General features: G+C 68.6%; 19 protein-coding genes. 2 read left to right on the plus strand and 17 right to left on the minus strand.

Annotation, left to right across the window (positions count from 1 at the left end; all coding sequences use genetic code 11):
* Positions 1 to 114 precede the first annotated feature (114 nt).
* The 3 genes from fdxA to L6Q21_RS17375 all read right to left on the minus strand — a co-directional run bounded on the left by fdxA (position 115) and on the right by L6Q21_RS17375 (position 3,461).
* On the minus strand, positions 115 to 453 hold the full coding sequence (fdxA, locus tag L6Q21_RS17365) for a ferredoxin FdxA (RefSeq protein ID WP_237832019.1): 339 nt from the start codon (positions 451 to 453) through the stop codon (positions 115 to 117).
* Positions 454 to 552: 99 nt separating this feature from the next.
* A complete protein-coding gene (locus tag L6Q21_RS17370) occupies positions 553 to 873 on the minus strand; it encodes a S4 domain-containing protein (RefSeq protein WP_336246256.1) in 321 nt (106 codons plus the stop codon).
* A gap of 17 nt (positions 874 to 890) precedes the next feature.
* Positions 891 to 3,461 carry a helicase-related protein gene (locus tag L6Q21_RS17375; protein ID WP_237832020.1) on the minus strand — a complete coding sequence of 857 codons (2,571 nt, stop codon included), beginning with the start codon at positions 3,459 to 3,461 and terminating at the stop codon, positions 891 to 893.
* A gap of 483 nt (positions 3,462 to 3,944) precedes the next feature.
* On the opposite strand from L6Q21_RS17375, the gene L6Q21_RS17380 reads away from it, so the two are divergent.
* Positions 3,945 to 5,435 carry a peptidoglycan DD-metalloendopeptidase family protein gene (locus L6Q21_RS17380; RefSeq protein WP_237832021.1) on the plus strand — a complete coding sequence of 497 codons (1,491 nt, stop codon included), beginning with the start codon at positions 3,945 to 3,947 and terminating at the stop codon, positions 5,433 to 5,435.
* A gap of 353 nt (positions 5,436 to 5,788) precedes the next feature.
* Here the strand turns inward: L6Q21_RS17380 and L6Q21_RS17385 are convergent, their stop codons facing one another.
* From L6Q21_RS17385 to L6Q21_RS17440, 13 genes are all read right to left on the minus strand, one after another.
* Complete coding sequence (locus tag L6Q21_RS17385) at positions 5,789 to 7,129, minus strand: APC family permease (RefSeq protein ID WP_237832022.1); 1,341 nt, start codon at positions 7,127 to 7,129, stop codon at positions 5,789 to 5,791.
* Positions 7,130 to 7,136: 7 nt separating this feature from the next.
* Positions 7,137 to 8,036, minus strand: coding sequence for a class I SAM-dependent methyltransferase (locus L6Q21_RS17390; RefSeq protein WP_237832023.1), 900 nt, complete (start codon positions 8,034 to 8,036; stop codon positions 7,137 to 7,139).
* Between the two features lie 71 nt (positions 8,037 to 8,107).
* Positions 8,108 to 8,995 (minus strand): class I SAM-dependent methyltransferase, encoded by an 888-nt coding sequence (locus tag L6Q21_RS17395; RefSeq protein ID WP_237832024.1) that lies wholly within the window; start codon positions 8,993 to 8,995, stop codon positions 8,108 to 8,110.
* Positions 8,992 to 10,224 carry a M16 family metallopeptidase gene (locus tag L6Q21_RS17400; protein ID WP_237832025.1) on the minus strand — a complete coding sequence of 411 codons (1,233 nt, stop codon included), beginning with the start codon at positions 10,222 to 10,224 and terminating at the stop codon, positions 8,992 to 8,994. Before L6Q21_RS17400 ends, L6Q21_RS17395 begins: the two co-directional genes overlap by 4 nt.
* The gene (gene thrC / locus L6Q21_RS17405) at positions 10,221 to 11,606 is read right to left on the minus strand and encodes a threonine synthase (protein WP_237832026.1); all 1,386 of its coding nucleotides are present in this window, start codon (positions 11,604 to 11,606) and stop codon (positions 10,221 to 10,223) included. The genes L6Q21_RS17400 and thrC overlap by 4 nt, the downstream gene beginning before the upstream one ends.
* Before the next feature lie 12 nt (positions 11,607 to 11,618).
* The gene (locus L6Q21_RS17410) at positions 11,619 to 12,236 is read right to left on the minus strand and encodes an SURF1 family cytochrome oxidase biogenesis protein (RefSeq protein WP_237832027.1); all 618 of its coding nucleotides are present in this window, start codon (positions 12,234 to 12,236) and stop codon (positions 11,619 to 11,621) included.
* Between the two features lie 63 nt (positions 12,237 to 12,299).
* Positions 12,300 to 13,124, minus strand: coding sequence for a cytochrome c oxidase subunit 3 (locus tag L6Q21_RS17415; protein ID WP_237832028.1), 825 nt, complete (start codon positions 13,122 to 13,124; stop codon positions 12,300 to 12,302).
* 32 nt (positions 13,125 to 13,156) lie between these two features.
* A complete protein-coding gene (locus tag L6Q21_RS17420) occupies positions 13,157 to 13,825 on the minus strand; it encodes a cytochrome c oxidase assembly protein (RefSeq protein ID WP_237832029.1) in 669 nt (222 codons plus the stop codon).
* The gene (locus tag L6Q21_RS18080; RefSeq protein WP_255696979.1) at positions 13,822 to 13,953 is read right to left on the minus strand and encodes a hypothetical protein; all 132 of its coding nucleotides are present in this window, start codon (positions 13,951 to 13,953) and stop codon (positions 13,822 to 13,824) included. The genes L6Q21_RS17420 and L6Q21_RS18080 overlap by 4 nt, the downstream gene beginning before the upstream one ends.
* Positions 13,950 to 14,891, minus strand: coding sequence for a heme o synthase (cyoE, locus tag L6Q21_RS17425; RefSeq protein ID WP_237832030.1), 942 nt, complete (start codon positions 14,889 to 14,891; stop codon positions 13,950 to 13,952). The genes L6Q21_RS18080 and cyoE overlap by 4 nt, the downstream gene beginning before the upstream one ends.
* Before the next feature lie 8 nt (positions 14,892 to 14,899).
* Entirely contained in the window at positions 14,900 to 16,576 is a 1,677-nt protein-coding gene (gene ctaD / locus L6Q21_RS17430) for a cytochrome c oxidase subunit I (protein WP_237832031.1), read from the minus strand.
* 14 nt (positions 16,577 to 16,590) lie between these two features.
* Positions 16,591 to 17,700, minus strand: a complete 1,110-nt coding sequence (coxB, locus tag L6Q21_RS17435) for a cytochrome c oxidase subunit II (RefSeq protein ID WP_237832032.1) — start codon at positions 17,698 to 17,700, stop codon at positions 16,591 to 16,593.
* A 106-nt stretch (positions 17,701 to 17,806) separates the two neighbouring features.
* Entirely contained in the window at positions 17,807 to 18,625 is an 819-nt protein-coding gene (locus L6Q21_RS17440; RefSeq protein WP_237832033.1) for a crotonase/enoyl-CoA hydratase family protein, read from the minus strand.
* A 45-nt stretch (positions 18,626 to 18,670) separates the two neighbouring features.
* Between L6Q21_RS17440 and L6Q21_RS17445 the strand changes: the two genes are divergently transcribed.
* The gene (locus L6Q21_RS17445; protein ID WP_237832034.1) at positions 18,671 to 19,129 is read left to right on the plus strand and encodes a (2Fe-2S)-binding protein; all 459 of its coding nucleotides are present in this window, start codon (positions 18,671 to 18,673) and stop codon (positions 19,127 to 19,129) included.
* Positions 19,130 to 19,356: 227 nt separating this feature from the next.
* Here L6Q21_RS17445 and ilvD read toward each other — a convergent pair whose 3' ends face one another.
* On the minus strand, positions 19,357 to 21,072 hold the full coding sequence (gene ilvD, locus L6Q21_RS17450) for a dihydroxy-acid dehydratase (protein WP_237832035.1): 1,716 nt from the start codon (positions 21,070 to 21,072) through the stop codon (positions 19,357 to 19,359).
* Between the last annotated feature and the right edge of the window lie 77 nt (positions 21,073 to 21,149).

The raw sequence follows: 21,149 nt of genomic DNA on the forward strand, positions 1-21,149 counted from the left end.
GGGCGGGCGTTTTGCTTTCTGCGCAGCGCCAGCGTGAAAGCTGGACCCCGGGTCAAGCCCGGGGGGACGGGGACGGACGGGAAAGTGGGGCGAGGGTTTCTGCGGGTTCCCGGCCTAGTTGCCGCTGCCGGGCTTTTCGGAGAATTCCTCTTCCAGCTTGTTCGGCTTGTCTTTCCACTCGTCGGCGTCGGGCGGGGTTTCGCCCTTCACCGTGATGTTCGGCCATTCGGCGCTGAACTTGGCGTTCAGCTCCGACCATTTCTCGAGGTTCGGCTCGGTGTCGGGCACGATGGCTTCGGCCGGGCATTCCGGCTCGCACACGCCGCAGTCGATGCATTCATTGGGGTTGATGACGAGCATGTTCTCACCCTCGTAGAAACAGTCGACGGGGCAGACCTCCACGCAGTCCATATATTTGCAGCGGATGCATTGCTCGGTCACCACATAGGCCATCGGTTCACCCCAATCATTATGCTCGTTTCGCCGAGCGCTAGCGTGAGCGGCCGCCGAACGTCAATGCTTGCGCTATGGAGGCAGGCTAAACTCCGGCTATCAGGCCGGCTGCATGGCGCCCCAGCCGGGATGGGTTTCGAGTTGCGGCGCCGGCGCCGGCAGCAGCGGGGTGTAGAGGGCGCGGGCTTCGCTGGAAGGGCCGCGGCGTTCCGCCATCGCCTCCACCCGCACGGCGATCACATGGTCGCCCCTGGGGAAGGAGAGGATGGAGCCTCTGCGGACGGTGGCGCAGCTTCTGTCTATCACCCGTCCGTCCAGCCGCAGGCGGCGGCTTTCGCAAAGGCTTTGGGCTTCGCTCCGGCTTCCCGACAGGCGCGAGAACCAGAGCCATTTGTCGAGGCGCATTCCCCGTTCATACACCAAGCGGCAGTCTCCTCTCAGTCAAGGGCGCGTCTCCCCCCGGAATTGTCTCCGCGCAGGAGGGCGCCGAGGTCGGCGAAGGCATTGGCGGCGTCGCGGCGCGGCGGCACATCGGCCTGCCGGCGGCTTCGGCCGGATTTGGCGGGCGCAAAGGCGAAGCCTTTATCGGCGGCGCCCCGGAAGCCCAGCGCCTGCATCAGCCGGGCGAAATCGCGCGGCGAAAGGCCAAGGCTGGTCATCAGCTTCGGGTCCGGGCGGATGGCGGCGGCGCCGGCCTTTTCCGCCAGCCGCTGGGCGTGGAGGAGGCGGGCGGTGCGGTCCGCCATGTCGACACGGATGGCGAAGCCGTCCAGCGCCCAGAAGCCGGCGACCGCGTAGAAGCCGGGCGGGGCGTTGGGGTCGAGCTTCAGAGATGTTAGGCCGGGGCGGGGCGGCGGCGGCATGTCGCTGACCCCGGTCGCCACGCCCCACAGCGCGAGGCGCCAGCGCGTCGCTTCCGGGCGCAGCGCATCGGCGGCGTAGACATGGCAGACGCCGAGGCGCACCCCGGCGCGGCCGAGCGCCCGCCGGTCTTCGCGGGTGAGGCTGGCGATCAGCGAGGCGACGCTGGCGCGCGGCAGCGAGCCCATGGTTTCGGTGAGCTGCACGACGAGGCCGCGCGCGGCCTGCGACAGTTCGGGCTTCAGCGCCTCCAGCCGGGTGAGGGCGAGGAGGTGGCGGCTCTTCGCCGCATCGGCCCAGCCGGCAAGACGGGCCTGCACCGCCTGGCGCAGCGACGGTTCGAGGGAATCGAGGCTGCGGTCCAGCTCGATGCGCGGGTTCAGCGCGTCCTTGCCGCGGCGCAGCGCCGCGACGCGATTGCCCTGCCACAGGAGGCGCGGCGGCATGCCGCCCCGGAAGTCCAGCGCGAAGTCGCCGTCGGCCGAGGCGATGAGGGCCTGCGCCCGCGCCGCCAGTTCGGACGTGAGGCGGCGCTCGGCGGCGGCCAGCAGCAGCTTCTTTTCCCCGGCGCGGGCCGAGGGGTCGGGCTGGAAGGCGAAGCCCTTCAGCGTGCCGATGATGGCGCCGTCCACCACCACGGCGCCGTCCGGGTCCACTTCGACGCGCAGGTCGGGGTCGCGCAGCTTCAGGTCCTTCAGCAGCACGGCGGTGCGGCGGTCGACGAAGCGCTGCGTCAGCCGCTGGTGCAGCGCGTCCGACAGCTTGTCCTCCACCTGCCGCGCGCGCTCGGCCCAGCCGGCGGCGTCTTCCAGCCAGTCCCCCCGGTGGGAGACATAGGTCCAGGTGCGGGCCGCGGCGATCCGGTCGGAGAGGGCGCCGATGTCGCCCGAGACATTGTCGAGAACGGCCAGTTCCGAGCGGATCCATTCGCTCGGCAGATGCCCGCGCCCTTCGGACAGGTGGCGGAACATGCGGCCGACGAGGTTGGCGTGCGCCTGCGCCCCGGTGCGGCGGTAGTCGGGCAGGCCGCAGGCCGCCCAGAGGCGCATGAGGGCGGGGCGGCCCTGCGCCCGCTCCATCACCCAGGGCTCGCCCGAAAGGATCTTCAGCACCTGCAAATCTATGGCGTCGTCGCCGCGCCAGAGGTCGGGCGAGGAGGGCGTCGCTTCCAGGCTCATCACCAGCCGGTGCAGCGAGGCGAAGTCCAGCCGGGCGTTGCGCCAGACGAGACCCTGCAGCGGCGGGAAGTCATGCGTCTCGATTGCCGCGATCTCGGCCTCGGTGAAGGCGGGGCTGCCGCCTTCGTCGGCGCGGCCGAGCTGCACCGTGCCGAAGCTGCCGTCGCGCTGGTGGCGGCCGGCGCGGCCGGCGATCTGCGCCATTTCGGCGGCGCGCAGGCGGCGGTGGCGGCGGCCGTCGAACTTTGAGAGCGAGGCGAAGGCGACATGGGCGATGTCCATGTTGAGGCCCATGCCGATGGCGTCGGTCGCCACCAGATAATCGACTTCGCCCGACTGGTAGAGCGCCACCTGGGCGTTGCGGGTGCGCGGCGAAAGCCCGCCCATCACCACCGCCGCGCCACCCTTGTGCCGGCGCAGCATTTCCGCCAGCGCATAGACATCCTCGGCGGTGAAGGCGACGATGGCGGAGCGGGCGGGCAGGCGGGAAAGCTTCCTCGGCTCCGCCCAGTTGAGGCTGGAGAAGCGCGGGCGGCCGACGATCTGCGCGTCCGGCAGCAGGCGGCGGATGACCGGGCGCAGCGTTTCCGCCCCCAGGATCATGGTTTCTGCGGTGCCGCGCAGGTGCAGCATGGCGTTGGTGAAGACATGGCCGCGTTCCGGATCGGCACCCATCTGCCCTTCGTCTATGGCGACGAAGGGGAAGGCGCGGTCGGTCACCATGCTTTCCGCCGTGCAGAGGAAATAGCGGGCGCCGGGCGGGACGATCCGTTCCTCGCCGGTGACGAGGGCGACCTGCGGCGCGCCCTTCAGCGCCACCACCCGGTCATAGACTTCGCGGGCGAGCAGGCGCAGCGGAAAGCCGATCATGCCGCCGGCATGGGCGCACATGCGCTCCACCGCGAGATGCGTCTTGCCGGTGTTGGTGGGGCCGAGGACGGCGGTGAGCTGGGCTCCGAACTGGCTCATGCCGGGCCATGTTCCGGGGCAAAAAGCAGGGAAGGATGGGCGAGCGGCGAAGCGCCATGAGGGGAAGAAGGCCATGGGCGGCGAGGCTGCCCCATAGTGGCGAACTGCCCGCTGGCGAAATCCCCAAAGCTCGAAAGAAGGGTGCGAATGAACGCCTCTCCTACCCGGTCCTTGGCATATATAGTGGCATGGGCGATGGGGAGGCGCAAGAGATGGTTTGATGACAGGCGCCTGCCGCCCTGTGGGAAGGCGCTTGGGAGCGGATTCGGTTCGCCGTCTTCGGGGGGCATTTCGTCGCAGGGGGCGGGGGGCAAGGGAAAGCGGGCGTTGACCCCGGCGTGAAGCTGATTCAGGTATGCGCGCCAATAACTTACTTCGGCCCATCGCCATGGGCCGCGGACCGGGGATTTGAGGGGTCGTTCTTGCCGCTGAAGGCCGCCATCGCGACGGAGATTCCGCTTCCCGCCGGAAAGGGCCCGGGTCTTGGCCACGCTTGCTGATCTGGCGCTTGCCGGAGCGCCGGCGCAGGCGCGGGACAAGCCCAGCCGCAAGGGCCGGCATCGCGAAATGCTCGCGCGCTCCGGCGCGGCGCTGCACCGCACCGCGACAGGGATCGCCGAAGCCGAAATCCTCGTCGATCTGGGCGACAGCATCGGGTCCGGGCGCTGGTGGCGCGGCGCGGCGACGCTGGCGGCGCTGATCGGCGCCGCCGTCACCATCGGCGGCCGCACGCCGACTTTGGTGGGGCATGTGCCCGCCACGCCCTCCATGGCCGAGCTGGAAGAGCGGCAGATCGGCGCCATCTCCTCGCTTGCGGGCGGCAGCGAAACCGGGCGCCGCGCCGCGCCGACCGCCATGGCGAAACGGCTTTCGGAAACGCCCGAGCGGCCGCGCATCGAACTCACCGCCAAAGTGGGATCGGGCGGGCTGGAAGCCGCGCTTCGGCGGTCCGGCCTCGGCAAGGCCGATCTCGACCGGATCCGCTCGCTGCTTTCGGGCGTGGTCAGCGGCAGCGGCGTGAAGCCCGGAACCGATCTGAAGATGGTGCTGGGCCGGCGGGAAAGCCGCGCCGATCCGAGGCCACTCGAGCATCTGGCCTTCCGCGCCACCTTCGACAGCAAGGTGGAGTTCAGCCGGGGGGCGGACGGCGAGCTGAAGCTGAAGCGAATCCCCATCCGCATCGACAACACGCCGCTGAGGGTGACCGGGGTGGTCGGCACGTCGCTCGACCGCGCGGCGCGGGCGGCCGGCATTCCCGCCCACATCGTCGCCGAATATCGCCGGCAGATGAGCTATGCCATCGACCTGCAACGCGACATCGGCCGGCGCGACCGGTTCGAGATCATCGTCGCCAACCGCCGGGCCGAAACCGGCGAGTCCGAAATGGGCGGGCTGCTCTATGCCGGGCTCATCAACGGCCGCTCCAACGTCTCGCTGATGCGCTGGGGAAACAAGGGCGAATTCTTCTGGCAGAATGGCGAGGCGGTGAAGAAGGGGCTCATCCGCTCGCCGGTGTCGGGGGCGCGGCTTTCCTCGGGCTTCGGCATGCGCTTCCATCCGGTGCTTGGTTATGGCCGCATGCACAAGGGGGTGGATTTCGCCGCCCGCACGGGGACGCCGATCCAGGCCTCGGCCTCGGGCACGGTGGTGATGGCCGGCTGGGGCGGGGGCTATGGCAATGTTGTGGTAATCGACCACGGCCGGGGGCTGCGCACGCGCTACGCCCATATGCACCGCATCGGCGTGAAGAACGGCCAGCAGGTCTCCCAGGGGCAGACCATCGGCCAGGTGGGCTCGACCGGGCTTTCGACCGGGCCGCACCTGCATTATGAGGTCTGGCAGAATGGCGTCGCCGTCGATCCGCGACAGGCCAGATTCATGGGCGGCACGCAACTGGGCGGCGGAGACCTGAGGCAGTTCAAGGGCGAGATGGCGCGGCTGAAGGCGCTGCCGGCGGCCGGCGGGGTTTCGTGAGGCGACGTTTTTGAAGGGGCTTTGCCCCTTCACTCCAGCAGGGGCGTGACGCCCCTGCACCCCCTGTTCTCAGATTGGTTCTGAAGCTAGGGGTGTGCGATCTTCGGTTTTGTGCGCGAAGAAGCTGGACCCCGGGTCAAGCCCGGGGTGACGAATTATTGGGAGGGGTGTAAATTGGCTCCCTGTTCGCGCGCGTAGCCGTTTCGGTCGCTTGCGGCGCGGGGCTTGCCTGCGCCGCAGGCTATCGAAATCCACACAAGCCGCACCTTCCCGCAAACCCCGAGAACCGGGGGTGCAGGGGCGTCACGCCCCTGCTGGGTCCAGGGCGAAGCCCTGGCCGCCGGAGGCGCCGGCTACCGCGCCTTCCAGGCCAGCGGAATCCCCAACGCCAGCAGGGCGATGCCCAATATCCCCGCCAGCCGTCCGGCCTCCGACTGGCCGAGCAAGAACTGGGCGTAGCCGAGCGACGACCAGAGCATGCCCAGCGTGACCGCGAGGAAGATGAGCGGGATCAGCGGGTAGAGCGGCACGGAGAAGCCTTGCGCCTGCGGGAAGCGCCGGCGCAGGCGGAACAGCGAGGCGGCGGTCAGCGCCAGGAACAGCCAGAAGACCGGCGCGCCGAAGGCGACCATGGCCGTAAAGCCGTCGCGGGCGGTGGCGCCATAGGCGGTGAGGGCAAGGGCGATGAGGCCCTGCACCACGAGGGCGGGGCGGGGGACGGAGCGGGCGCTGTCCCATTGGCCGAGCGGTTTCAGGGCGGGGATATGCGCGCCGCCGGCGCACATGGCGCGGGCGCCGGTGATGACGGTGGCGTTGAGGGTGGAAAGGGCGGCGGTGACGACCGAGGCGCCGATCAGCAGCGCGAAGCCGGGGCCGAAGGCGGCCTCCGCCAGCCGGGTGGCGGGCGCCGGCGTGCCGGCGAGGCCTTCGACGCCGAAGCTCAGCAGGAAGGCGGCGTTGACGGCGATGTAGAGCAGGGTGACGAGGCCGAGGCCGAGCACCAGCGCCTTCACCATGGAACGCGGGCCGCCGCGCACTTCGGCGGAGACATAGGCGGCCTCGTTCCAGCCGCCATAGGCCAGCATCACGAAGACGAAGGCCAGACCCAGCGTGGCGCCGGAGGAGGGCTGGCCGCTGCCGGCGACCTGCCCGGCCTCGCCGCCGAAGCCCAGCGCCACGGCGGCGGCGAGGATGGCGGCGAGCGCCAGCAGCTCGGCGCCGACGAAGAGGATCTGGCTGCGGCGGCCGGCCTCCAGCCCGATCATGTTGGCGAGCGTGACGGCGGCGACCGATGCCCCGGCCCAGATGGCGGGCGAGGGGCCGGAGGGCCAGACGGCCGAGGCATAGTCCCCGGCGACGAAGCCGACGGTGGCGATCGCGCCCGTCTGCATCACGGCGATGCGCGCCCAGAGGAAGAGGGCGCCCAGGCGCGGCCCCCAGGCGAGGCGCAGGAAATGATATTCGCCGCCGATGGAGGGGAAGCGGGTGGCCAGCTCGGCGTAGCAGAGCGCGCCGGTGAGCGCGGCGAGCCCCCCCGCCAGCCAGAGGAGGAGCGAGCCGGCGACGCTGCCGGTGGCGGCGGCGACATCGGCCGGGACCCGGAAGATTCCGGCGCCGATGACGATACCGACGATCAGCGCGGCGACATCCGCCGGCGAGAGCGCCCGCCGGGGCGTGGTGGACTGGCCCTGCAAGATCGGTTCAGCCGCCGGTGCGGATTCGGGTCGCGACCCAGCCGCGGCCCTGCATCTGGTCGCCGCGGATTTCGCCGTTGAGCGGCTGGCCGTTGGCGCGGTTCAACTGCACCTGCGTGCCTTTCACCCGGCCGTCCTTCAGCGAGCCGCCGCGCGCGACGCTGAGCATCTGATATTGCTGGCCGATTTCGGCGGCGAAGCGTTCGTTGCCGACTTCGAAGGCCCAGCGGCCGGCGGCGTTCGCCGGCACGATCCAGTAATAGCCGGTGGCGTCGTCGGTGGTGATGCTGCGCTCCGGCTCCCAGTCGCCCAGCGTGAAGGCGTGGGAGACGATGCGGGTGCCGGGCTTCATCTTCAGCAGCGTGTCGCGCAGCTTCAGGTTGAGGCTTGGCAGCAGATACATGGTGACGACTGTCGCGTCGGAGAAATCGGTTTCGAAGATGTCGGCCTGGCGGAAAGTCGCCTTGCCGGCGACGCCTGCCTCGATCGCCTTGCGGCGGGCCAGCGCCACCATGTCGGGGTTGTATTCGAGGCCGGTGGCGCGGGCGCCGAAATCGCGGGCGGCGGCGATGGCGATGCGCCCGTCGCCCGAGCCGAGATCGACGACATAATCGGTGGGCTTCACTTCGGCGACCGTCAGCATCGCCTTCACCAGGCTGTCGGGTGTCGGCACCCAGATGACGTCCTTGCCGGCCTGGCCGATTTCCGGCTGATATTTGCCATCGCCCAGCTTTTCCGTATTGCCCTGCAGCAGGCTGACGCGCGTGGGCGACAGGTCGCCCAGCGGGTCGGAAAGGATGGGCGCGGTCAGCGGGTCGTCCACATGCGGCGTGCTGTCGAGGATGCGCATCTGCGCGGCGGCGGGCGTGGCCGCGATCAGAAAGCTCAGGAAAAGATACGCCTTCATGTCTTTCCGTCTCCTCAGGGGGATTTGGCCGGATGCGGCGCGGGCGAATGTTTCGCGGCTGAAGCTTCCGGTCAAGCGTCTAAGCGATGAACCGAGCCATGTTCCCAGCGAACGAAGATCGCCGTGGGCAGAAGCAGGCCCCGGCCTTCCTCGCGGATCGCCATTTCGCCGGCCTGCACCCGGCCCGGCAGATGCCCGGCGAGCGGTTGCAGCAGGCCTTCCAACGCCAGCGCCGAAAGCCGGACGGCATAGGTGGTGAGGATGAGGAAGCGGCTGTCGGCGTCGAGCAGCTTCGTGCAATCGGCTAGCAGGGCGGGGAGGTGCTGGGGCAGATCCCAGACCTCGCCCTCCGGGCCGCGGCCGAATTTCGGCGGGTCGAGCAGGATGGCGTCGTAGCGGCGGCCCCGGCGGACTTCGCGGGCGGTGAATTTGCGCGCGTCCTCGGTGATCCAGCGGATCGGCCTGTCGGCGAGACCGGAAAGCTGGGCGTTGGCGCGGGCCTGCTCGATGGCCTTTTTCGAGGCGTCGACATGCACCACTTCGCAGCCCGCTTTGGCCGCCACCAGCGAGGCGACTCCGGTGTAGCCGAACAGGTTCAGCACCTTGCTGCCCGCCGGCAGCGCGGCGAGGCGCGCCCAATGCGGCGCCATGTCCGGGAAGAAGCCGAGGTGGCGGAAGGGGGTGCATTGGGCGTGCAGTTTCACGCCGGCCTGTTCGATCGGCCAGGCGGCGGGCACCTGCGGTTCGAGGCGCCAGCGGCCGCCGCCCTCCTCGTCGGAGCCGCCGACGAATTCGCCGTCCGCCGGCCAGCCGGCGCTGGCGGGCGCCCACATCGCCTGCGGTTCCGGGCGGATGAAGCGATAGGGGCCGCAGCGCTCCAGCTTGCGGCCATGGCCGGAATCGACAAGCGCGAAATCGGCCGTGGGTTCGGCGACGAGGGTTTCGAGCGCGCCCGTCATGCCGCCAGCGTGGCGGCCTTCGGGCCGACCACCGCCAGCGCCGGCGGGCCCTGCAGCATGGCGGCGCCGGCGGCGCGCACCTCGTCCAGGGAAACGGCGTTCAGCGTTTCGATCACTTCCTGCGCCGGCACCACCCGGCCCCAGGTGATGAGCGAGCCGCCCAGCCAGTCCGCCTGGCCCGAGCAGCTTTCCAGCCCCATCAGGATCGCCGCTTTCAGCTGCGCGCGGGCGCGGTTGAGTTCGGCGGGCGTCAGCGTCGCGGCGGTGTCGTTGGCGATCCGGCGGGCGAGGTCCAGCAGTTGCGCGCCGTCCTTCGGGCGGGCGGCGGCGTAGAGGCTCAAGAGGCCGGTGTCGGCGTGGAGCGCGTGCGAGGCGCTGACGGAATAGGCGAGGCCGCGCTCCTCCCGCAATTCCTGGAACAGGCGCGAGGACATGCCGCCGCCGAGCGCCATGGCGAAGAGGCGGGCGGCGTCGAAGCGCTTGTCCTCCGGCCCGAAGCCCTGGAAGCCGAGCGCGACGTGCAGCTGCTCGTTCTTCTGCGCGTCCGCCCTTGTGCCGCCGCTCCAGCGCGCGGGCTCGATCGGGCCGGGGCGGCCGGCGGGGGTGTGCGCGAACAGCCGGCCCGCCTGCTCGACCAGCGCGTCGTGATCGACCTTGCCGGCAGCAGCGACGATCAGCCCCTCGCCGCGATAATGCGTATCGCGCCAGTGGCGCAGCGAGCCGGCGTCGAGCGCGGCGAGGCTTTCGCCGGTGCCGAGGATGCTGCGGCCAAGGCTCTGGCCGGGGAAGGCGATGGCTTGCAGATGGTCGAAGACGAGGTCGTCCGGGGTTTCCAGCGCCTCGCCGATTTCGGAGAGGACCACTTCGCGTTCCAGCGCCAGATCGGCGTCGGTGAAGCTGGCGTCGGTCAGCAGATCGGCCAGCAGGTCCAGCGCCAGCGGCACGTCGCCGGCCAGCACGCGGGCGTGGAAGCAGGTGGTGTCGCGCGAGGTCCAGGCGTTCAGCGAGCCGCCGACATCCTCGATCGCCTCGGCGATGGCGCGGGCGGAGCGGCTGCCGGTGCCCTTGAACACCATATGCTCGTAAAGGTGGGCAAGGCCGTTTTCCGCCGCGCTTTCGTTGCGGGCGCCGACATCGGCGTTGACGGAGAGCGCCGCCGTTTCCAGGCCCGGCATCGCCAGCGAGACGATGGTGAGGCCGTTGTCGAGGCGGGTGAGGCGATGGGTCATGCGTGCTTTCGGATATGCGCCTTCAGCGCCTCGGCGTCGGCGGGAAGCCGTTCGAACCGCTCCTCGCGGTCGAACAGATGCTGCACGCGCCGCGGCAGGCTGGGGTGGACGCCGGTGGCGCGCTCCACGGCTTCGGGGAATTTGGCCGGGTGCGCGGTCGCCAGCGTGACGATGGGGCCGGGCAGCTCGTCCGCGCGGGCGCGGGCGGCGGCGAGGCCGACTCCGGTGTGCGGGTCGAGCAACTGGCCGCATTCGCTGTTGGCCCAGGCGAGCGCCTGCATCATTCCGGTCTCGTCGACGCGCTCGGCGAGGAACAGCTTTCCGGCCTCGGCTCGCTGCGCCTCCGAGAGCGCCATGCGGCCGGTCGCCTCGAAGCTGGCCATGGTGGCGGCGAGCGCGGCGCCGTCGCGGCCGTGCAGGTCGAACAGCAGGCGCTCGAAGTTGGAGCTGACCTGGATGTCCATCGACGGGGTGGCGGTGGGGGCGACCTGGCCGACGGAATAGTCACCGGCGTTGAGCGCGCGGGCGAGGATGTCGTTCACATTGGTGGCGACCAGCAGCCGGCCGATGGGAAGCCCCATCCGCGCCGCGCAATAGCCGGCGAAGACGTCGCCGAAATTGCCGGTGGGCACCGAGAAGGAGACTTGCCGGTGCGGCGCGCCGAGACGCGACGCGGCGTGGACATAATAGACGATCTGCGCCAGCAGCCGCGCCCAGTTGATGCTGTTGACGGCCGACAGCTGCATTTCGGCGCGGAACGGCTGGTCGTTGAAGAGGCTCTTTACCAATGCCTGGCAATCGTCGAAGCTGCCGTCCACGGCTATGTTGTGGACATTGGGAGCGTTGACCGTGGTCATCTGCCGCCGCTGCACTTCCGAGACGCGGCCCTGCGGGTGCAGCATGAAGATGGTGATGCCCGGCCGGCCGGCCACCGCCTCGATCGCGGCGGAGCCGGTGTCGCCGCTGGTGGCGCCGACGATGGTGATGCGTTCGCCGTCCGCCAGGAAATGCCCGAACAGGCCACCCAGCAGTTGCAGCGCCACATCCTTGAAGGCGAGCGTCGGGCCGTGGAACAGTTCCAGCAGCCAGTGGCGGTGATCCAGCTCGACCAGCGGGGTGACGGCAGCGTGGCCGAAATCGCCATAGGCCTGGGCGATGAGCGTTTTCAGCTCCGCGTCGCTCAGCGCGCCTTCGACGAAGGGGCGCATCACCGTGAACGCGGTTTCGGCGTAGCTGGCAGTGGCCAGCGTCTCGATCGTCTGGGGCGAAAGGCGCGGCCATTCGGCGGGCAGGTAAAGGCCGCCATCGGTTGCGAGGCCGGCGAGCGTTGCGCCGCGGAAGTCGAGATCGGGGGCCTGCCCCCTCGTGCTCTGATAGTGCATGGCCGAGGCGGGTTAGGCTTCCGCGTCGCGTTGCGCAAGCCAGCGGCGCAGCCAGAGGCCGTAGACGACGGCGAGGATGGCGGCGAAGCTGAACCACTGGATGGCGTAGCCGAAGTGGTTGTTGGGAAGCGAATCGGGCGTCGGCGGCGCGACGGGGACGAGCGGCGCCGGGCTTTCCCGGGCGTAGAGGCGATAATCGGCCTTTTCGGCCGGGGCGAGCGTTCCCAGCACGCGGCGCGGGCCGGGGGGAGGGGCGTTTGCGCCGAGCTTCGCCCAGCCGTCGGGGCGGTCCGACCAGCCGAGGACGAGTTGCACGCTTTCGCCGGCGGGGGCGCGGCAGAGGAGGCGGGTGGACCAGCCGCTGGCGCCGGCGGCGTTGCGCGCCGCGTCGGCGACCGGCTGCTGCTGCGGGCAGTCGAGCAGGATTTCCACCTGCCGGAACAGGATCTGCGCCGGAATGGCGCCGTCGATCGGCAGCAGCGGCTGGGCGCTGGCGGCGCGCATGTCGGCCAGCAGCCCTTCCTTCCAGTGCATCCGCTGCAACTGCCACAGGCCGAAGCCGATCAGGATCGGAACGGCGACCAGCACCATCAGGGTCGGCACCCAGGGAAAAGCGCGATGCGGGCGCATCGCTATACAGCAAAGCCCCGGCGGTTTCCCGCCGGGGCCTTGCTTTCCTGCCTGGGGCGCGGCTCAGTGGGCAACCACGGCCGCCCCGAAATTGGAGCCCCAGATGTAGATGGTGAGGAAGAGGAACAGCCACACCACGTCCACGAAGTGCCAGTACCAGGCGGCCGCCTCGAAGCCGAAATGCTGCTTGGGCGTGAAGTCGCCCAGATAGGCGCGCCACAGGCAGACGGCGAGGAAGATGGTGCCGACGATCACGTGGAAGCCGTGGAAGCCGGTCGCCATGTAGAAGGTGGCGCCGTAGATGTTGCCGGACATGCCGAAGGTGGCGTGGCTGTATTCATAGGCCTGCAGGATCGAGAAGAGGATGCCGAGGCCGACCGTCAGCCACAGGCCCTGCTTGAAGCCCTTGCGGTCTCCGTGGATCAGCGAATGGTGCGCCCAGGTGACGGTGGTGCCGGACAGCAGCAGGATCAGCGTGTTGAGGAGCGGATAGACGAAGGGGTCCAGCGGCTCGATCCCCTTGGGCGGCCAGACGCCGCCGACCGCTTCCGCCGTGGAGGGGAAGAGCGCGGCCGCGAAGAAGGCCCAGAACCAGGCGACGAAGAACATCACTTCCGACGCGATGAACAGGATCATCCCATAGCGGTGGTGAAGTTGCACCACCGGCGTATGGTCGCCGGCGTTGGCTTCGTCGCGGATGTCGGAGAACCAGAAGAAGAAGGTGGCCAGCACGCCGATGAGGCCGAGCGCCGACACCCATTTGCCCCAGCTGGCGTCGTGCCACCAGAAAACCGCGCCGCCGAGCATGACCATGGCGGAAATCGCCCCCGTCATCGGCCAGGGGCTGGGCGGTAGGATGTGGAAATCGTGCGTCTTGCCGGAAGCCATGTCTCTCACCTGAACCTTTGTTTTGTGGAGCCCTAGCCTGCGCGGGCAGGGGAGGGCAAGCGGCGTGCAACCTGGTCTTTCGTTCCAGCCTGCACGGCGGCGATGTCGGCCTTGCCCGTGGCGTAGAGGCCCGGCGCCTTCGTCGGCTGGTCCAGAGGATAGAAGCTGTAGGAGAGCGTGATCTCGCTGATGTCCTTCGCGTCCGGGTCGTCGAGGATCGCCGGGTCGACGTAGAAGACCACCGGCATTTCCGCCGACTGGCCGGGGCCGAGCGTCTGCTCGTTGAAGCAGAAGCACTGGATCTTGGCGAAATATTGCCCGGCGGCGGCCGGCGTCACGTTGAAGGTGGCGGTGCCGGTGGTGGGCGTGCCGGCCGACGAACTGGCCTTGTAATAGGCGATGTTCTGCTGGCCGATCTTCACTTCCATCGGCCCTTGCGCCGGCGCGAACCGCCAGGGGAGTCCGCCGCGGACATTGCCGTCGAAGCGGACCTTCACCGTCTTGCCGGCGAGCGCGCGGACCTGTTCGTCGGACGGGAGGCTGCCGGCGTCCACCTTCTGCGTGGTGCCGCCGAAGCCGGTGACCTGGCAGAAGATCTGATAAAGCGGCACCGAGGCATAGGCGAGGCCGACCATGGCCAGCGCGATCCCGCCGGCCATCAGGCCGACCTTCCGATGGCGGCTGTCGGTCGCGGCGCTCATCCGGCCATCCTGGAAATGGTGATTCCGTAGAACAGGCAGGCGAAGGCGCCGAGCACGAGGCCGATCACCAGATTGCGCTTGCGGCGGCGGGCGACATAGGCCTGCTCTTCATCGGGCGACCAGTTCATGCGACGCTCCTGTCGACGACGAGGGCGGCGAAGATGGCCGCGAGGTAAAGCAGCGAATATTTGAAGAGCCGCTTTTCCGCCTGCATTTCCGCCGGCTCCTCGGTGGTGCTGGCGGCGACGCGGGCGGCGAGCGCCACGAAGACGAGGCTGAGCAGCGTGGCCGAGAGGCCGTAGACCGCGCCCAGCAGGCCGAGCGCCCAGGGCGCCACCGCGACGGCGGCGAGAACCAGGCTGTAGGCGAGGATCTGCCGCCGGGTTTCGCGCACGCCATGGGTGACGGGCAGCATCGGGATTCCGGCATTCGCATAGTCGCTGCGCACGAAGAGGGCGAGCGCCCAGAAATGCGGCGGGGTCCAGGCGAAGACGATGGCGAAGAGCAGCAGCGGCAGCGCCGTCACGTCGCCGGTGACGGCGGCCCAGCCGATGATCGGCGGGAAGGCGCCGGCGGCGCCGCCGATGACGATGTTCTGCGGCGTGCGCGGCTTCAGCCAGATGGTGTAGACGACCGCGTAGAAGAAGATGGAAAAGGCGAGCCACGCGGCCGCGACCCAGTTGGTCGCGAAGCCCAGCGTGACGACCGAGGCGACCGAAAGGATGATGGCGAAGGCGAGCGCCTGGTCGGGCTCCAGCCGGCCGGAGGGGAGCGGGCGGCTGGCGGTGCGCTTCATCACCGCGTCGATGTCCGCCTCCCACCATTGGTTGAAGGCGGCGGCCGCGCCGGCGCCGGTGGCGATGCAGAGGATCGCCACGAAGGCGAGGAAGGGGTGGATATGGCCGGGCGCGGCGAACAGGCCGCAGGCGCCGGTGAAGACCACCAGCGTCATCACCCGGGGCTTCAGCAGGGACCAATAGTCCCGCCAGTCAGCCGTGGAAAGGGCGGCCGGAAGGGCGCCGCCCGGCGCCCTTCCCGGTTGCGTGAGGTGGGGATTGCTTGCCATTCCCGCCCTCAATGATGGCCCTTCATGTTCCGCAGGTCGGGAATGGTCTCGAACTGGTGGAACGGCGGCGGCGAGGAAAGCGTCCACTCAAGCGTGGTGGCGCCTTCGCCCCAGGGGTTGTCGGCCGTCTTGCGGCCGGCGAACAGCGACCAGAAGACGTTGATGAAGAACACCACCATGCCGACGAGCATGATCGCATAGCCGATGGAGGCGATGTGGTTCCAGTAGTGATAGGCTTCCGGATAGTCCGGGATGCGGCGCGGCATGCCGTCCTGCCCCAGGAAGTGCATCGGGAAGAACAGCACGTTCACGCCGATGAAGAATATCCAGAAATGCAGCTTGCCCAGGAACTCGTTATAGTCCCGGCCCCACATCTTGCCGAACCAGTAGTAGAAGCCGGCGAACAGGCCGAACACGGCGCCGAGCGACAGCACATAGTGGAAGTGGGCGACGACATAGTAAGTGTCGTGCATGTAGGTGTCGACGCCGCCGTTCGAGAGGACGACGCCGGTGACGCCGCCGACCGTGAACATGAAGATGAAGCCCAGCGCCCAGAGCATCGGCGTCTGGAAGGTGAGCTTGCCGCCCCACATGGTGGCGATCCACGAGAAGATCTTGATGCCGGTGGGCACGGCGATGATCATCGTCGCGGCGGTGAAATACATCTTGGTGTTCACCGACAGGCCGACCGTGAACATGTGGTGCGCCCAGACGACGAAGCCGACGAAGCCGATCGCCACCATGGCGTAGGCCATGCCGAGATAGCCGAACACCGGCTTGCGGCTGAAGGTGGCGAGCACGTGGGAGACGATGCCGAAGGCCGGCAGGATCATGATATAGACTTCGGGGTGGCCGAAGAACCAGAAGAGATGCTGGTAGAGGATCGGGTCGCCGCCGCCGGCGGGGTCGAAGAAGGTGGTGCCGAAGTTGCGGTCCGTCAGCAGCATGGTGATGGCGCCGGCCAGCACGGGCAGCGACAGCAGCAGCAGGAAGGCGGTGACCAGCACCGACCAGACGAAGAGCGGCATTTTGTGCAGCGTCATGCCCGGTGCGCGCATGTTGAAGATGGTGGTGATGAAGTTGATGGCGCCCAGGATCGAGCTGGCGCCGGCGAGGTGCAGCGCGAAGATGGCGAGATCGACCGCCGGCCCGGGGTGGCCCGAGGTGGAGAGCGGCGGATAGACCGTCCAGCCAGTGCCGGCCCCGTCGAACCCGGCCGGGCCGGGGACGAACATGGAGACGCAGAGCAGCACGAAGGCCGTCGTCGTCAGCCAGTAGGAGACGTTGTTGAGGCGGGGGAAGGCCATGTCCGGCGCGCCGATCATCAGCGGCACGAACCAGTTGCCGAAGCCGCCGATCAAGGCCGGCATCACCATGAAGAACACCATGATCATGCCGTGGCCGGTGATGAACACGTTCCACAGATGGTAGGCGGCGTCGATATTGCCGCCCGTGAACCAGGGCAGGATCTGCATCCCCGGATTCGCCAGTTCCCAGCGCATGAAGCCGGAAAGCGCCCCGCCGATGATGCCGGCGAAGATGGCGAAGATCAGGTAAAGGGTGCCGATGTCCTTGTGGTTGGTGCTGAGGAACCAGCGGGCGAAGAAGCCCGGCTTGTGGTCATGATCGGCATGAGCATGGTCGTCATGCGCATGCAGCGAATGGGAATCTGCGGTCGTGGCCATCTGGATGGTCCTTCTCAGGCCGCCGGCTCGGCCGCGGGGGCGGCGGCGGGCGCTTCGGTCGTGATTGCAGGGGCGGGGGCGACCGCGGCGCGGACGGCGCCGGCGACGGCCGCCGGAGTCAGGGCCACCTGCTCGGCGGCGATTCCCGGGCCGGTCGGCTCGATTCCGTCCTGCTGCTGCTTCAGCCGCACCCAGCGCTTGAAGTCTTCCTCGGAGAGGACCTCGATGGCGATCGGCATGAAGCCGTGCTTGGTGCCGCACAGTTCCGAACACTGGCCATAATAGACGCCGGGGCGGTCCACCTTGAACCAGGTTTCGTTGATGCGGCCGGGCACGGCGTCCATCTTCACCCAGAAGCTGGGGATGGCGAAGCTGTGCAGCACGTCGGCGGCGGTGACCAGCACCTTCACCGTCTTGCCGGCGGGGACGACGAGGCGGTTGTCGACTTCCAGCAGATAGGGCTCGCCGGCCTTTTCCGCCTCTTCCTTCGAAAGCGGCACCGAATCGAAGCTGATCCCGCCATAGTCGGGATATTCATAGCCCCAATACCATTGATAGCCGGTCACCTTCACCGTGACGTCGGCCTTGGGCGGGCTGTATTGATTGGCGAGCAGCTTGAAGCTGGGGAAGGCGATGAAGAGGAGGATTAGCGCGGGGACCAGCGTCCAGATCACCTCGATGGTGAAATTGTGCGTGGTGGTGCTGGGCGTTTCCACCGCCGCCGAGCGGTAGCGGAAGACCACCCACAGCAGCAGACCCAGCACGAACACCGAAATCACGCCGATGATCGGGTTCAGGATATTCTCCAGCAGAACCTGTGCTTCCTGGCCGATCGGGGTGAACTGCTCCTGTATGGCGATGCCGCGCGGCACGGGCTGGCCGATTCCGGGGGTGGGGGCCATCCGGCTGTAGCCCGCCAGCGCGTCGGACTGGGCCGCCGCATGCGTGGCCGCCGCGTCAGCGACTACGGGCGCGACTACGGGCGCGACAACCGCCGCCGGCGCAGCGGCAACGGCCGGCGCCACGGCGGCAGGCGCGGCTTCCTGCGCCATCGATGTGCCGGCGAAAGCCAGCGTCGCGGCAATGGCGAGGCCCTTCAGGCCTGCGGCCCAACCCTTTGTCATTCCCCTTTTCCTTGTCCCAGGATTCCTATTGATACTGGCGGCTCTACTCAACACATGCCGCCACGACAAGCTTGCGCTGGCCCTAAAGGCAGAAGAGATAGCGGCCTCAGGCGCCAAGATCGGCGAATTCGGCTTTGCTTTTCTGCAGTTGCGCCATCACCGCGCGCTGCATGTCCTCGCCCTGCAGCATCGCCGCGTTCCAGGTGGCGACATATTCCAGCCCCTGCGCGATGCTCATGTCCCGCCCGGCGTTCAGCACCTGCTTCACCCCGGCGATCGCCAGCGGGCTTTTCGCGGCGATCTCGCGCGCCAGCTCCAGCGCGCCCTCCACCGTCTCGTCATGGCCTTCGAAGACGCGGTTCAGGAATCCCTGCGCCTTCGCCTCCTCCGCGCCCCAGCGGCGGCCGGTGTAGGCCAGCTCGCGGATCAGCCCCTGCGGCAGAAGGTGCGGGATTCGCTGCAATGTGCCGACATCGGCGACGATGGCGATGTTGATTTCCTGGATGGTGAAGAAGCAGTCCGCCGAGCCCACGCGGATGTCGCACGCCGTCACGAAATCGACGCCGCCGCCGATGCAGCCGCCCTGCACGGCGGCGATCACCGGCACCCGGCAGCGGTCCACCGCGTTGAACGTCTCCTGCAGATGCAGCACATGCCGGCGGAACTGCTCCCGCGCGCGGCCGGCGTCCTCCGAGCGATTCTGCAATGACGAACCCGCCCAGTTGAGGTCCAGCCCGGCGGTGAAATGCTTGCCGGTGGAGGACACCACCACCGCCCGGACCGAAGGGTCGGAGTCGATCCCGGCGAAAACCGCCGGGATCTCGTCCCAGAACTCCTTGTTCATCGTGTTCAGCGCCTGCGGCCGGTTGAGCCGCACATGCGCCACATGGTCGCTGACGCTGTAGTCGATGGTGGTATAGGCCATGACGCTTCGCTTCCCTCCTCAGTCGCCCTCTTGTATCGAGCCCGCATGACCCGCTTCACCGTGAACGGCAACCCCGTAGAATATGAGCTCGCGCCCGATACCCCTCTCCTCTGGGCGCTGCGCGACGCCTCCAACCTGACCGGCAGCAAATATGGCTGCGACGACGGCGAGTGCGGCGCCTGCATCGTCCACATAGACGGCAACGCCCAGCCCAGTTGCCGCGTCAGCATCGGCGCCATCGAAGGCACTTTCGTGACCACCATCGAAGGCCTCTCCGACGACCGCGCCCACCCCGTCCAGCGCGCCTGGCTGGAGCAGCAGGTGCCGCAATGCGGCTTTTGCCAGTCCGGCATGATCATGGCCGCCGCCGCCCTGCTGAAAGCCAACCCCAGCCCCAGCCGCGCCCAGATCCGCGCCACCCTGCGCAACATCTGCCGCTGCGGCACCTACCCCCGCGTGGAAGCCGCCATCCTCCGCGCCGCCGAAATCGCCCGCGAAGACTGAACGGCAAGGCTGCGCGGATATCTGAGGAGAACGCAGGGGCTCTGCCCCTGCACCCCGCAAGGGGCGTGACGCCCCTTGACCCCCTGAAGTTTGCAGAAGAGCCCCCCGGGACTGGCGGCTGTGCACGCACGTCGGCTTTCGGGGGGCTCTTCTGCAAACTTATGGAGGTGCAGGAGGGTCACCCTCCTGCTGGGGGTCCAGGGGGCAAAGCCCCCTGGCGTTATCCCTCAGATATCCGCGTAGACGTGCCGTTCGGCTTTCGCGCCGGGGTGGGTTACGGCGCCCTGGTGGGCGGGGCCGACGGTTTGGCTGTAGCGGTAGAGGGCGCCGGACTGGTAGTCGTTGGTGCGCGGCTGCCATTTGGCCTTGCGGGCGGCTAGGGTGGCTTCGTCCACCTTCAGGTCGATGGTGCCTTCGCTGGCGTCTATGCGGATGATGTCGCCGTTTTCGATGAGGGCGATGGGGCCGCAGTCGGCGGCTTCGGGGCCGACGTGGCCGATGCAGAAGCCGCGCGTGGCGCCGGAGAAGCGGCCGTCGGTGATGAGGGCGACATGCTCGCCCATGCCCTGGCCGTAGAGGGCGGCGGTGGTGGCCAGCATCTCGCGCATGCCGGGGCCGCCCTTGGGGCCTTCGTAGCGGATGACGAGCACTTCGCCCTTTTCATACTGCCGCTTCTCGACCGCGTCGAACGCCTCTTCCTCGCAGTCGAAGACGCGCGCCGGGCCTTCGAAGACGAGCTTGTGCAGGCCGGCGACCTTCACGATGGCGCCATCCGGGGCGAGGCTGCCTTTCAGGCCGATGACTCCGCCGGTGGGGGTTAGCGGGTTGGAGACGGGGCGGATGACGTCCTGATCCGCGTTCCAGCGGACGGCTTCGAGGTTCTCGGCGATGGTCCGGCCGGTGACGGTCAGGCAGTCGCCGTGCAGGAAGCCGCCTTCCAGCAGCGTCTTCATCGCCATGTAGATGCCGCCGGCCTCGTACATGTCCTTGGCGACGTAACGGCCGGCGGGCTTCAGGTCGGCGATGTAGGGCGTGGTCCTGAAGATCTCGGCGACGTCGAAGAGGGTGAAGTCTATCCCGACTTCGTTGGCCATCGCCGGCAGGTGCAGCGCGGCGTTGGTGGAGCCGCCGGTGGCGGCGACGACGCGGGCGGCGTTCTCGAACGCCTTCCGGGTGCAGATGTCGCGCGGGCGGATGTTCTTTTCGAGGAGGGCCATCACCGCGCGGCCGGCGTCGCGGGCGACTTCCTCGCGGCTGCCGTAGGGGGCGGGGGCCATGTTGCTGTTGGGCAGCGACAGGCCGATGGCCTCGGCGACTCCGGCCATGGTGTTGGCGGTATATTGCCCGCCGCAGGCGCCGTGGCCGGGGCAGGCGACCTTTTCCAGCGCGATCAGCTCGGAGAGCGGGCAGGTGCCGGCGGCGTGCTGGCCCACGGCCTCGAACACATCGACGACGGTCACGTCCTTGCCGTGGAAGCGGCCCGGCAGGATCGAGCCGCCATAGACGAAGATGGAGGGCACGTTGAGGCGCAGCATGGCCATCATCATGCCGGGCAGCGACTTGTCGCAGCCGGCGAAGCCGACGATCGCGTCGTAGCAATGGCCGCGCACCGAAAGCTCGACCGAGTCGGCGATCACCTCGCGGCTGACGAGCGAGGATTTCATCCCCTGATGGCCCATGGCGATGCCGTCCGTCACGGTGATGGTGTTGAAGCGGCGCGGCATGCCGCCGGCCTCGATCACCCCTTCGCGGGCGAAATCCGCCTGCTCGTCGAGCGTGGTGTTGCAGGGCGCCGAGTCGTTTCCGGCCGAGGCGACGGCGACGAAGGGCTTGGCGATATCCTCTTCGCTGAGGCCCATGGCGTAATAATAGCTGCGGTGCGGCGCCTTCGAGGGGCCGACGGAGACATGGCGGCTGGGCAGCTTCGACTTGTCGAACGACATGGAGAATCCTTTCGGCCGCGCCTTTCGCGCGCGGCGCAAGGCGCGTCAACCTTGCAACTTAGTTGCGAATAGATCGC

The sequence above is a fragment of the Sandaracinobacteroides sayramensis genome (genome assembly GCF_022014495.1).
Lineage (GTDB): Bacteria > Pseudomonadota > Alphaproteobacteria > Sphingomonadales > Sphingomonadaceae > Sandaracinobacteroides > Sandaracinobacteroides sayramense.